The following is a 12,072-nucleotide window of genomic DNA, read 5'->3' on the forward strand; positions in this document are numbered from 1 at the left end:
TCCATTTATCGCAGTCTTGCGCTAAAGAAGCAACCGGTGCATACTGGAACCAATTAGCGCAGAAATGCGATAAATCACCAGGAGGTTCCCATGAAAGTTCCACAGCTCCACGTCGGCGCCGGCAGCAGCCTCGGCCCGCTCAGCATCTTCCCCGTCTGGACCTCCGCCCCCGGAAGCCTCGGCATCAGCACCGGCACGCACGCTGACGTGGCCGTCACCGAACTCGCCAGCGGCGCCCAAGTGTCCCGCCTCACCGTCACTAACAACGGCCCGCACCCGGCACTGCTGCTGGAAGGCGAGCTGCTCGAAGGCGGTCAGCAGCACCGGACCTGCGCCCGCGACGTCGTCCTCGCCCCGGGCGAAACCCACGACATCGACACCTTCTGCGTCGAGGCCGGCCGCTGGGAAGCCGGACAGTCCAGCCACCGGCGGCAGGCACGCCGCGCCCCGCTGAACGTCTGGTCCGAGCTGGCCAACGGCCTGAACGGGCAGCGCGGAGGAAACCGGCAGGACCGCATCTGGGAACGGGTCCGCCGCTTCGACGCCGCCCGCGGCGCCTCCGCCACCAGTTCCCTCCTTCAGCACATGGACTGGTTCAAGGACGACAAGGAGGAACGGAACCGGTTCAGCCCCGCCGACGCGCCCGCCCCGCTGGAGGGCCAGCGCGGCGTGCTGATCGGCCTGGGCCGGCAGCCGCTGCTCCTGGAGGTCTTCGGCACCCACACGCTTTTCCGCCGCCACTACCGGCAGCTGATCGAGTCGGCGCTGCTGGACCTTGAGCTCCTGCCACCCCAGGCACTGGCCTCAGGACCAATGCCCGGCCAGTACGCCCGCGACTTCGCTGCACAAGTCCAGGCGATGGACTTCGGAACGTTCGACGGCGGCGCCGCGGCTGTGGAGGTACGGAACCACGGCTCCCTCCGGAGCCGCAACGTCTCCCGCGCTGCCGGAGCGGTCACCGCCGCCGGCATCGCCGTCGCACTCCCCCAACGAACGCCCCAGCTGGCGCACCTGACCGGCTGGAACACCCACCACCCCCTGATGGAGATGGCATGAAACTGAACCAGTTGCAGAATGATCGTGCGGCCGGCGTCCTCGTCGCCCTGGCCGCCGGTGACGCCCTCGGAGCCGGCTATGAGTTCGGCGCCCCGTTGCCGGATGGCGCCGAAGTCACCATGAAGGGCGGCGGCCCGTTTGGGTTCGCGCCGGCTGAGTGGACCGACGACACCTCCATGGCCATCCCGATCGCCGAGGCACTGCTGGAGCCGGCGTGCGACGGCGGGGCCTCCTCCCCCACGGCGCTCACCAAGATCGTCCGGGCCTGGACTACATGGGCGGCGGAAGCGGGCCTTTTCTCGCATTACCGGGCAGGGACAGGCCGGTGTTTATGGCCGTCGGACCTCAATGTCGGGGTGGTTCTCCTCGACCCAGTCGGCCATCCGGTTGCCCCGCAACCGGATGAACCTCAGCGAGGCTTCCTGAACCCTGATGTACTCGTCCTTCGTGACCGGGACGCCGGTGCGCGTGAAGACCGTGTCCTCATCCTCGTCGAGGAAGAAAGCGATCTTCCCCTCCGGCGTCACGAGATCCTGGAAGTGGAAGAACTCCACAAACTTCTCGAACGTGCAGAAGAGTTCGAAGAAGTCCCCATAGTTAGTGGTGACGTCGGCGAGGGGGCTGACTGGCTCCTTGGCGTAGTGGCGCCGGATGCATTCCAGGGTCAGGTCCATCCGGTCCGCAATAGATTGTCGCATTCCCCTGGAGGTGTTGAGGGTGGGCAGGTGTATTCCCCTGACGGGCCAGATCATGGCGCTGCCGATCGTGTATGGCGGGTTGAGATAGCGGCGCTTCTGCTCCTCACTCAACTCGGCCTTAGCCTGGACCAAGGTCTTGGGCCTCCCCCACGGGGTGTAGGAATTCGTGATGGCGTCACTGCCGAACGTGATCGATTTGTCGGGCGTCTGCTCGAACATCAGGTAGTTATTCCGACGCACCTTGGGAACTTCCGAGACCGCCAGTTCGAACAGCTGCCCCTCGCATAGCTCCTTCCTCCAGAGCAGCTGATGGTCAGCCTTGAGCCGCGGACTATGGGAATCCGGGTCTTTTCCTGGAGGCGTGGTGTCGAGAAGGTAGTCGAAGGCGATGTCGAAGACGCGCATGGAAGGAAGTCTATGTGCCCGCCTATGGCGAACCGCGGAACCTTCAGCTAAAACAGCCGCAGTGGCGCAGGCACTTGGATGTTAATCTTCGGCGGCATTGGACAGGTGGCTGAAAATTGGCAATTGCGGGCCAACTTTTATACCGCTTCGGCGCCAGGCGGACTGACGCGGATGGAAGTTCGCCGACGGCCCATTTTGTTAATCTTCGGGCTAAAAACCGAGCCCTGGATTGTCAATGTCCGTGCGGAAAGCACTCGGACACCAACGGCTGATTGTTAATCTTCGGCCGCGCTGGACAGTTGTGGCTGGAGCGGATCGAGGCGGCGGAACGATCCCGTCCCCGCGACTTCGTCCGCAACGGCTGGGTGGTGGAAGCGTTCCAAGGCGCATGGAGCGCGAGCCACTATGCCGGCTGGACAGCGTCAGGCCCTGCCCACCTCCGGGCTTCCCTTGAGGAAGCAGTGCGTGGCGGCCGGGACACCGATACTGTTGCGGCCATCGCGGGCGGCCTGCTCGGCGCAGCATACGGCTACACCGCAGTGCCCTTCGAGTGGCGGCAGCGCTTGCACGGCTTGCCGGGTCTCCGTGCCCGCGATCTGATGATGCTGGGCATGGAGGTGGGCCGCGGCGAGGGCCACCGGTCCTTGTCCTGGCCCCGGGCTGAGCGCCACGACTACAGCATGTGGGGCCGCACCGATGCGCTCGTCCGCAACCCGCACGACTGCGGCGTGTGGCTGGGCAGGGTTGGCTCACTTCAGCGGGTGGCTGAGTTGAGGCGACGCGGTAGGGTCCCTCTGCCGGCTGGGGACGCAGGATGTCGCGGGCGTGGCGCCCGAGGACCATGCCACGTTCTGGGTCGTCGACTCCGCTGTTGAGGGTGACAAAGCGCACGCGGCTTTTGTGCTCCGGGAGGCGGCCGCCGCCGTCGAGCGTTACAGAGCGGAGGGCAAGACAGTGCTGCTGCACTGTGTCCGAGCGGAGTCCAGGACGCCCACTGTGGCTGCCCTGTACGGTGCCCGCGCTGCCCAGATTTCTCCGCTGGAGGCACTGGAGGATGTGCGGCGTGCACTGCCTGAGGTACGGCCGAACCCACTGTTCATGCGGTTGCTGGGAGAAACCGAAGCTACGAGCGAGGCTCTGCCGGGCGGAGGCACGCATGAGGGTGTCCAATGTCAGAGCCTCCATCTACCCTGAGTCAAAGCTGCAACCGAGATGGAAGGGCAGGAGTCATATGCCAAAGCGTCATCGTCACCGCCAGTCTTCGCACTCTTCGCCTGCGCCCGAAAAGTCACATGACGTCTCTTCCCTCGACTCCCGTGCAGACCCCAAACCGGAAGACCTAGCTGCCCTCCTGCTGGAGCCGTCCCGTGTGCGACCGGTGGTGGTTATCTCCCGCCTCGCGGACGAGGATAGGCCGCGATTGGACGGGGACAGCATTGCCCTCGAGCTAAAGGGTGTAGCCGACGTCGTGGTGGTGATCAATGGGCCGTTCACCTACGAACTCGAAAAGCTGTTGCCGCCCGACACCCATATCTTCGGCAGTGCCGCCAGGGTTTATCCGCCCGGGCTTAGATGGACCGCGGACCCGTACAGCAGCCCACTTCGGCTGGTCCGAACCCCTTCGGACGTCGCGACCGTCACCGAACAAATTATCAGGGACGCCGAGGACCTCGCTTTCTCGGGCAGTTGGAAGACAGCTAGCCCCGCCGGCAAAGGAAACTCCCGGGAAACCGGGCTGGTGAAAAGCATCGCCCCCGATGGATCAAGGGCTGTGGTGGAGCTCGACAACGGACAGCAGCTGTTTCTGCCTGCGGAGTCCACCGGCCTTGGTGTCCCCCTGCATTGGATCCTGAGCGAGGGCATGACGATTTCTGGCGCCTTCGATACGGCAAAAAGGGTCTTTTCGCTCGCGCCTATCGAAGCGGCTATTCCGGGCGAAGGCCGTGAGGACGGCGATTTGGTGCCTGCCCTTGTCCGTGCGGTAGGGGTAGATTCGGCAGACTTATCCCTGGTTCCAGGACACTCCCACACTATGGCTCTCAGCAGCATCTCCTACAACGAGCTGGATTCTGTTGCCGACCTTCTCACGGAAGGCGAAGTTGTGGCGGTCAGGATCCATAGAAACAACGGTCACTTCAGGCTGTCGATGCTCGACGTTGATGACTCCGAACCGGTGCTGACCGCTCCAGAGCTGATTCCTGGCGGAGGCCCCTGGCTGGTTCCCGGCCGCGATCTACTGCCGAGGGTGCCCGAGGCCCCGCCCGCCCGGTTGACTCCGCCTTCGCGGGAAGCGCAGAACCAGAGTTTAGTTTCGGGAGCTGCAGCGCTGAAATCCGTGGAACTGGCACTGGCCGCCGAACGTGCTAAGCGGCAGCAGCTCGAAATGGAGCTTACAGGATTGAGGTCAGCTAACCATCGGCATGAGATGCACGCGGCGGAGTTGGATGCGGACGTTATGCTTGGCCGCCAGCAGGCCGCCGAGCTGGCTGGGCTGCAGCAGGAAGCCGATCGCCTCCGCCGTGACCTCACCGCTGCCAGTAAGCAGCTCTCCGACCTGAGGAAGAAGCTGCGCGGAGTCCGCAGGGAGGAAGCAACCCTGGAGCGAGTGTTTCTGGACCCCGAAGAGAATTTCAGATTCCAGCTCCACTCCACATGGGCGGTTCAGGTCCCGGCCGCCGAGAAGCCCCGGCTGACGTTGGGGCCTCACCGCCTGGGAGAAAACTTCCTCCAGAGCCTCAACGAGCAACCAATAGAGAAACAAAAGAAGGCCCTCAAAGCCATTGTTGACCTGTTGGTCAATGATCCGGCGAGGCTCAGCGCTAGGGAAGCCCATCCGTTTCGCACCAGTGCTTCCGGAGGGGCCGATGTCTTGACACGCAACAACGGCAAGGACGCCTGCTGGCGGCTCTACATAGAACAGAATGTTGCGGCAGCAAGGCGCCTCCACTACTGGAAGTGCGCGGACGGTGTTATCGAACTTTCCAACGTGACAGTTCACGACGGGATGCAGGCTTAGCTGTCTCCGCGCAGAGTCTCGAGCCCACTGTCAGCTTTCGTCCGTCTGATCAACGCTCTCGGGGCCTTCCGTTCCCTGGCTGCCGTGCATCCAAAGCACGACGTCGAGGATGCGAAGAAGCGAGATGTCATGCAGCCCAACTGCTAGGCGCAGGGACTCCAGCCGCTCAACAAGCCCGCCATCGGTGGCGAATGCTTGGTGCCACGCATTCCAGGTTCCGTCCGAGCTACTGAAACCTGTCACCCTGCCGACAACAGAGTCATAAATGGGAAACAGCTCGGGACGTTTACGAGCCATAAGCTTGCTGGCCGTCGTGGGGCCAATGCCCCAGCGGGTGTTCTTATCTCTCCGAAGAAGCCGCCATAGATCCAGCGGTGCGGTCCCCTCACCAAAATATTGGTCATGTTCCTCGAACGGAATGTCCGTTATAGACAGACCAGGCGGAATCTTTCCGAGAAGGGTGCCGATGTCGTCTGAGTATTCGCGCAGGATGCCCAACGCGGCTCTTGCCGGAACGTGCTTGGATAAGCACGCTACAGCAATAAGATCATCTGCGGTGATGGCGTCGGGTGCATTAGTGCCGAACGTATCAAAATAGGCTCCTGTGTACTCCTCGCCGGCCCACGCGCCGAGCCCGAAATAATGTTCCAAATATGAACGAGCCGTCTCGTCGTCAATTTCCTTGAAAACGCTCGAGATTGTCATTCCGTGTCCCCCGTCGGTTGGTTCCGTCGCTTGGATATGTACTCCATACTGAACTCAGGACAATCTACCCCGCCGGTGCCTCCATAGGGAGGGTACGTTCACAGGGTGCCCGGCTTCGAGGACGCGTCGCACCGGCAGCAAGGCATTGGCCACCGCCACATGAATCCATACCGTAGGAACGCTGCCGGACGCTGCCGGAAAATGTCGTGCTGTGCTGATAGAACTATGATCTGAAACCAATTCTGAACTCAGCACGGAGAATTTCCTCGTGACGGTGTCCAGAGCTTAGGAACCGTGCGCGTTCAAATGCACAGCAGTGGAAAGATTGATACCCCGTGATGGAAATGCTCAGCGGAGCCAGCGTAGGCACGTTCAAGAATCTTGTTTGGATCATTGCGGTGGGGATCGGCCTGCTGTTCCTCATTGGAAGCCGCGTTTCCACTACTCGCAAAATTGCAGCGAGGGTAATTACCGCCCTAACGGCAGGCACTGCGGCTTTTGCCGCAGCCAACCTTGCGGTGGTCTTCTACATTCTTGCCCACCTTATGGATCCGCGCTGGTCTGTCGGGAGGGACGCAACGGTGGAGAGTCCAGAACTGTCTGCGGGACCGTTCTTCCAGCCAATCACCGACACACTGAATGACATCCTGGACGGCCTGACCGGCAGCGTCAACAACGTCATTGCACTGAAGAACGCGTTCCTCACCATGCCGGACTTTATTGTCGCCGCGGGCTGGGCGTCCGTTGTCTTGGTAGGCCTCGCCATCACGAGTCGCATCTTTTCCTCATTTATCGAAAAGGACCAAATGAAGCAGATCGACCGGAATACGCGGGATCTGGCTGACATTCGTGCCCAGTTCGGGCTGGCCCCCTTCCAGGACACCAGAGTCGGGGCACGATGAGGTGCATTCCGGACGACCCCGAATTTGGCGAAGGTTTTCACGCCGAGAAGGCCGTCTGGGAGGCGCTGAAAAGTAGCCTGCCCGATGACTGCGTTCTGGCCCACTCCGTTCAAATTCGTGAAGGCCGCAGCGAGCATGAGATCGATCTGCTGGTCCTTTGGCCCAATGTGGGCATGGCTGCGATTGAGGTCAAGGGCGGCCAAGTCAGCATCAATGACGGGCAGTGGTACCAGTCGGACCGGAGCCAGAAGCGCAAGATCCAGAGCCCGGTAGCGCAGTCACAGAGCTCACTGCATGCCCTTAAAAACTGGTTAGAGGACCAGCTCGGCTCCCGTATCAGCAGCCGCAGCGTCTACATGGTGAGCCTGCCCTACACCGATGTACCAAGGGACTGGACCATGGCCGGCTGTCCCCGGTCCCTTATCCTCGACCAGACGGACAGCAAGTCGCCCGCCGAGCTCGTGCGCCAGGCCATCGAAAACGAAGGCGGCGGTGCCGCGCCGCTGGCCCCGGTCTTCCTTGAGCGGATCGTCCGCAAGCTGGGCGGGAACCTGGACACCGCCGTCGTACCTTCAACCACGTCGCATGAGGACGAAGCATCCCAGGACCACCTCACGGAACGCCAGTCCGTACTGCTGCAGGCAACCCGCTCACTTCCCCGGATCCGCTTCACCGGCGGCGCGGGAAGCGGAAAGACGTGGCTCGCCGTCGAAAAGGCCAAGCTGCTCAGCAAGCAGGGCAAGCGCGTGGGTCTGTTCTGCTACAACAAGGGCCTTGGGCAGTACCTTCAGGACCGGGTGGCGACGTGGCGCCAGGCGAAGCCGGTGTTCACGGGCGAGTTCCACGAGTACGTGCGCGGGCTGGGCGTCCCCGACGGCAAGGGGCAAGACTACTTCGACGTCGAAATGCCACGCCTCCTCAAGGAACTCGCGACCGAAATGGACCCACAGAAGCGCCTGGACGCAGTGGTGGTCGACGAGGCACAGGACTTCGCGCCCCTCTGGTGGGATTCGCTGCTCGCGTGCACCACCGATCCCGCCGCCGGCGAGGTGTACGCCTTCATGGACGACAGGCAAGACGTCTACCAGCGTTGGGGAGGCGCGACGGCGGACCTCACCAATGGCCCGGTGGCCACGCTGGTGCCCATCCACATCGACGACAACCTCCGCAACACCCGCAAGATCGCCGAGTCCTTCAGGCCCTTAGCCGGCGAGCACTTCACACCGCGCGGCAGCACCGGCCTGCCCGTGCGTTTCGTGGAATGCCCCACAGAGGAAGCGCTCGGCGTCGCCGACGACTGTGTAGTGGCTCTGATCGAGGAAGGCTGGGCCAACAACCAAATCGCGCTCCTCACCACCAAGGACCGGCACCCCATCCACTTGGACTATTTTGAGCGGGAAGCCACCGAGGAGTATTGGCGGGAATTCCACGCCAACGAAGCGGAGTTCTACGGGCATGTCCTGGGCTTCAAAGGTCTGGAACGTTCTGTGGTTGTCCTGTGCGTCAACGGATTCAAGGACATGGGCAGGGCCCGAGAACAGCTATACGTCGGGTTATCGCGTGCCCGCAGCCTGCTGGTGGTTGTAGGTGATTCCGGGCTGCTGGAGGAAGCAGGCGGCCGCGAACTCAAGCTCGCGCTGTCGCGCAGCCAGGCGTGGAATCCTGTGCTGGAAGACGGTTAGTGGCGCTGCTCACCTAAATTGTCGGTGCCTCGCAATACTCTTCAGGCACCAAATCAGGACCGTCCAATGGGGGATGAAATGCCAGAACTAGCCGACGCCGGGTCACACGCGGTCGCTATGCTTCCGCAGGTGCCCATCCGGGCTGCTTCCGCGCCGGTGGCTGCCTCCTACGACTACGCCTTCCTGTATCCCTGGCAGCAGGAAGCGCTGAAGGCCTGGCACTCAAATGCACGGCGCGGCGTGGTGGAGGCCGTTACCGGTTCCGGTAAGACCCGTGTCGGGATTGCCGCCGCGTTTGAGGCCGTCCGGCAGGGAATCAAAGTCTTAATTCTGGTGCCAACTGCGGAGCTTCAGCGCCAATGGCTGGTTTCCCTGCGGCGCGATCTGCCCGCCGCACGGCGTGGTGCGCTTGGCGATGGCCGGTCCGACTCCCTCGATGACGTAGACATCCTCGTGGCCATCGTTCATTCCGCGTCCAACCGGGAGACGCTCCGCTCCCACAAGGCCGGACTGATCATCGCTGATGAGTGCCACCGTTATGCGGCTCCCATGTTCACGGGTGCGCTGCAGGAAGGGTACGCCTGGCGGCTTGGGCTCACAGCCACGTTCGAGAGGGCGGATGGCGAGCACGAGAACCTCCTGACGCCCTACTTCGGCGGCGTCATCTACAACCTCTGGTACGACCGGGCACTGAAGGACGAGGTCATTGCCCCGTTCGACATCGCCTTGGTTGGCGTTGACCTCTTGCCTTCCGAGCAGGCGGACTACGACGAGTTCTCTACGGTGACGGTGGAGGCAGCGCGGAACCTCGAGACCTACGCCGGCATCCCACGGCGGCCCTTCCCGCAGTTCATTGCCGCTGTGGCCACCCTCGCCGCATCCGATTCGCCGAGCCGGGAAGCAACCATTGCCCGGAAGTACATGCGGGCAATGTCCTCGCGGCTCACCCTGCTGGCCGAAGCGAAGACGAAGTACCTGGCGCTGGCAGCGTTGAAGGAAACTGTTGATCGATCCCGCGGGACTCTGGTCTTCACCCAGACCCAGGACTCCGCTCGCCGGGCGCGAGAGCTTTACACCTCCTTGGGGTCGAAAGCCTCGGCGGTGTTCAGTGGCATGACCAAGGACGACCGCCGGCAGGGCATGGAGGATTTCCGCTCAGGCGCGTCGCAGATCCTGGCCGCGCCCCGCCTCCTTGATGAAGGCATCGACGTCCCGGAGGCCGACCTCGGAATCATCGTTGCCGCCAACCGCAGCCAGCGGCAGATGGTTCAGCGGCTGGGACGTGTCATCCGCAAGAAGACAGACGGACGGCCCGGCCGCTTGGTTGTCCTATACTCCAAAGGCACGGTGGAGGATCCGGATGTCCAGGGTGAGGAGTTCCTGGGCAAGGTGCTGCCGTTTGCACGGAACGTTGAGTTCTTCGACATCAAGAGGGATCTGGACGGGTTGCAGGAGTTCCTCCGCCAGGCCGAACCTGAAGAGGCACCAGTGCCCGAGGGTGGCGAGCCGACCGCGGACACGACCAGGATCGGCGCTGGACCTGAGGGCGGCAGTGCGGCCGAGCCGGTGATGGAGTCTCCTGTGGAGGAGGACGACGATGAGAGCGCACCGACGTCGTTTGATCTTGAGGACTCCGGCTGGCTGGAGGAGCTTCAGGGGCTGGAAGGGTTCAGCGACGACGGGGTTTCGGACTACCTGCAGCGGGCAGGCCGCGCGGATCTGCTGACCGCCGAGCAGGAGGTGGAGCTCGCCAAGGACATCGAGGCCGGCCTTTACGCTTCCCATCTGCTGTCGGACGGTACCGCCCGTGGCCGCCGCGAGTCTCGGGAGCTGCGGCTAATCGCTCAGTTGGGTGACCGGGCCGCGGACGCATTGCTTGAGGCGAACCTCCGGCTGGTGGTCTCCATCGCCAAGAAGTACGTGTACCACGGCATGGACCTGCTGGACCTGATTCAGGAGGGAAACATCGGCCTTCATCGGGCAGTCTGCAAGTTCGACTACACGAAGGGCTTCAAGTTCTCGACGTATGCCACGTGGTGGATCCGGCAGGCTGTCACCCGGGCTCTGGCCGACCAAGCGCGGGTCATCCGGCTCCCGGTCCACATGGTGGAGCAGATCAATAAGGTGAAGTCCGTCCAACGTGAAGCGTACCGAAAGGGCGTTGAGTACACCGTTGCCGAGCTCGGCAAACACACGGATCAGTCGGCTGACAAGGTGGGGCATCTTCTGTCACTCGACAGGCCCATGCTTTCGCTGGACTACCTCGTACCGGACGGTAAGGGTGGCATGGAGCCGCTGGCGGACCAACTCATCGATCCATGGCACATTGATGTTCTTGACCAGATTGCCAAGGAACAGCTGAAGGCCCAAGTGCATGCGGTTTTGGACACGCTGACGGAACGGGAAGCCGGCGTGATTGCGATGCGCTTCGGCATTGACGACGGCGAGGAAATGACCCTGGATGCCATCGGCAAGGCCTACGGCGTCACGCGAGAGCGCATCCGCCAGATCGAGTCGAAGACGATGAAACTTTTGCGTCAGCCCTCCCGCTCGCACGGCCTCAAAGAGTTCCTGTATACCTGCAAAGACGAGCCCTCTCCCGGCGCGGGTACAGACCCTGAGACCGATTTGTCAGAGCCTGTCTCCGACGTGATAGAAACGACCACCAGCCAAAACATGGGGGACAAATGAAGATTGAGTTCGGTTGGCATCTGGACCGGGCACCGTGGGCCTACAACCAGCCGGGGCTCAACCACGTGCGCGTGGGCCGCGAGGGCTTAACCACCCTGCTGCAGACAAGGCTGGGCATCACCCGGCCCGATACAGGGCATGCCGAACGCGTCAACCAGTATCTGGGCCGCCTTCAGTCCATTGATTCGCCCGGCGCCTGGTTCCACGATTCTTTCCAGGTTGACTCGTGGTCCACCGCACAGGAGCTGCTCGCAGCGCGCGACGACGCGGTCTCCAACGGCTGGGACGGGACGCTTCCGGAGAATGATGCCGACGTGCCAACTCCTTCCCCATTGCTTCGCACGCTCAGTGCGGCGGAACGTGCCCCCGGGTACCTGGCCCCCTCGCTCGCAGACGATACGTTGGAATTACTCGAAGCACTCGCTTCTCCCCTGCCCCTCGGGATCGAACAACTCATCCTCCACCATGCCGAGACATCCTTTCCCCGGATTTGGCAGCGCATTATCGCCAAACTACGACGGCATGGCGTGCGCGTCAGCAGCGCGCCGCCCGCAACTGTCCAACCGCAGTTGACGGTCCTCACGGCCGAAACCGAGTGGGAAGCCGCGGAGCAAGCTGCCCGTTGGCTGGCCAGCGGTGACAATGCCAGCACTGCGGTGGTGTGCTCAGACCGTACCTCCGTTCTGGATCAATACCTCGCCACCCATGGACTGCCGAGGCTGGGCGTCGGCGCTCGCTCCCCATGGCGGGCACAGAACCAGTTAATTCCCCTGTTCTTCGAACTCATTTGGGCGCCGGGTGACGTCCGGCTCCTCGCCGAGTTCCTGTCCCTGCCCGGCGTCCCAGTGAGGCGGCGGGCAGCACGACACCTCCTGCATGCGCTGCAGCAGGCACCAGGTACAGGAGGTGAAGCCTGG

8 protein-coding genes and 1 pseudogene are annotated in these 12,072 nt (G+C 62.8%); 7 read left to right on the plus strand and 2 right to left on the minus strand.

Features of this window, described 5'->3' with window-relative positions; translation table 11 throughout:
• Window positions 1-90: 90 nt before the first annotated feature.
• On the plus strand, window positions 91-1,056 hold the full coding sequence (locus Q9R31_RS11985) for an ARPP-1 family domain-containing protein (RefSeq protein WP_311262951.1): 966 nt from the start codon (window positions 91-93) through the stop codon (window positions 1,054-1,056).
• Window positions 1,053-1,322 (plus strand): annotated as a pseudogene (locus Q9R31_RS11990) (ADP-ribosylglycohydrolase family protein); the annotation flags it as partial. The gene Q9R31_RS11985 and the pseudogene Q9R31_RS11990, both read left to right, overlap by 4 nt.
• Before the next feature lie 63 nt (window positions 1,323-1,385).
• Here the strand turns inward: Q9R31_RS11990 and Q9R31_RS11995 are convergent.
• Window positions 1,386-2,159, minus strand: coding sequence for a DUF6994 family protein (locus tag Q9R31_RS11995; RefSeq protein ID WP_311262952.1), 774 nt, complete (start codon window positions 2,157-2,159; stop codon window positions 1,386-1,388).
• A 368-nt stretch (window positions 2,160-2,527) separates the two neighbouring features.
• Between Q9R31_RS11995 and Q9R31_RS20180 the strand changes: the two genes are divergently transcribed.
• Window positions 2,528-3,034 (plus strand): ADP-ribosylglycohydrolase family protein, encoded by a 507-nt coding sequence (locus tag Q9R31_RS20180; RefSeq protein ID WP_397428242.1) that lies wholly within the window; start codon window positions 2,528-2,530, stop codon window positions 3,032-3,034.
• Window positions 3,035-3,579: 545 nt separating this feature from the next.
• The gene (locus Q9R31_RS12005; RefSeq protein ID WP_311262954.1) at window positions 3,580-5,175 is read left to right on the plus strand and encodes a hypothetical protein; all 1,596 of its coding nucleotides are present in this window, start codon (window positions 3,580-3,582) and stop codon (window positions 5,173-5,175) included.
• A gap of 30 nt (window positions 5,176-5,205) precedes the next feature.
• Here the strand turns inward: Q9R31_RS12005 and Q9R31_RS12010 are convergent, their stop codons facing one another.
• Window positions 5,206-5,880, minus strand: coding sequence for a DUF6308 family protein (locus tag Q9R31_RS12010; RefSeq protein ID WP_311262955.1), 675 nt, complete (start codon window positions 5,878-5,880; stop codon window positions 5,206-5,208).
• A gap of 335 nt (window positions 5,881-6,215) precedes the next feature.
• On the opposite strand from Q9R31_RS12010, the gene Q9R31_RS12015 reads away from it, so the two are divergent.
• The 3 genes from Q9R31_RS12015 (at window position 6,216) to Q9R31_RS12025 (ending at window position 11,155) form a co-directional block, all read left to right on the plus strand.
• Window positions 6,216-6,782, plus strand: a complete 567-nt coding sequence (locus Q9R31_RS12015; RefSeq protein ID WP_311262956.1) for a hypothetical protein — start codon at window positions 6,216-6,218, stop codon at window positions 6,780-6,782.
• Window positions 6,779-8,464, plus strand: coding sequence for an NERD domain-containing protein (locus tag Q9R31_RS12020; protein ID WP_311262957.1), 1,686 nt, complete (start codon window positions 6,779-6,781; stop codon window positions 8,462-8,464). The genes Q9R31_RS12015 and Q9R31_RS12020 overlap by 4 nt, the downstream gene beginning before the upstream one ends.
• A 78-nt stretch (window positions 8,465-8,542) precedes the next feature.
• Window positions 8,543-11,155 (plus strand): sigma-70 family RNA polymerase sigma factor, encoded by a 2,613-nt coding sequence (locus Q9R31_RS12025; RefSeq protein WP_311262958.1) that lies wholly within the window; start codon window positions 8,543-8,545, stop codon window positions 11,153-11,155.
• Window positions 11,156-12,072 lie beyond the last annotated feature (917 nt).

The organism is Pseudarthrobacter sp. BRE9, from assembly GCF_031844305.1.
Classification (GTDB): Bacteria; Actinomycetota; Actinomycetes; order Actinomycetales; family Micrococcaceae; genus Arthrobacter.

Bases quoted from the DNA above. Each gene is read 5' to 3' on its own strand.
- Q9R31_RS11985 (WP_311262951.1), top strand. From the start codon at position 91: ATGAAAGTTCCACAGCTCCACGTCGGCGCCGGCAGCAGCCTCGGCCCG.
- Q9R31_RS11995 (WP_311262952.1), bottom strand. From the start codon at position 2,159: ATGCGCGTCTTCGACATCGCCTTCGACTACCTTCTCGACACCACGCCT.
- Q9R31_RS12010 (WP_311262955.1), bottom strand. From the start codon at position 5,880: ATGACAATCTCGAGCGTTTTCAAGGAAATTGACGACGAGACGGCTCGT.
- Q9R31_RS12020 (WP_311262957.1), top strand. From the start codon at position 6,779: ATGAGGTGCATTCCGGACGACCCCGAATTTGGCGAAGGTTTTCACGCC.
- Q9R31_RS12025 (WP_311262958.1), top strand. From the start codon at position 8,543: ATGCCAGAACTAGCCGACGCCGGGTCACACGCGGTCGCTATGCTTCCG.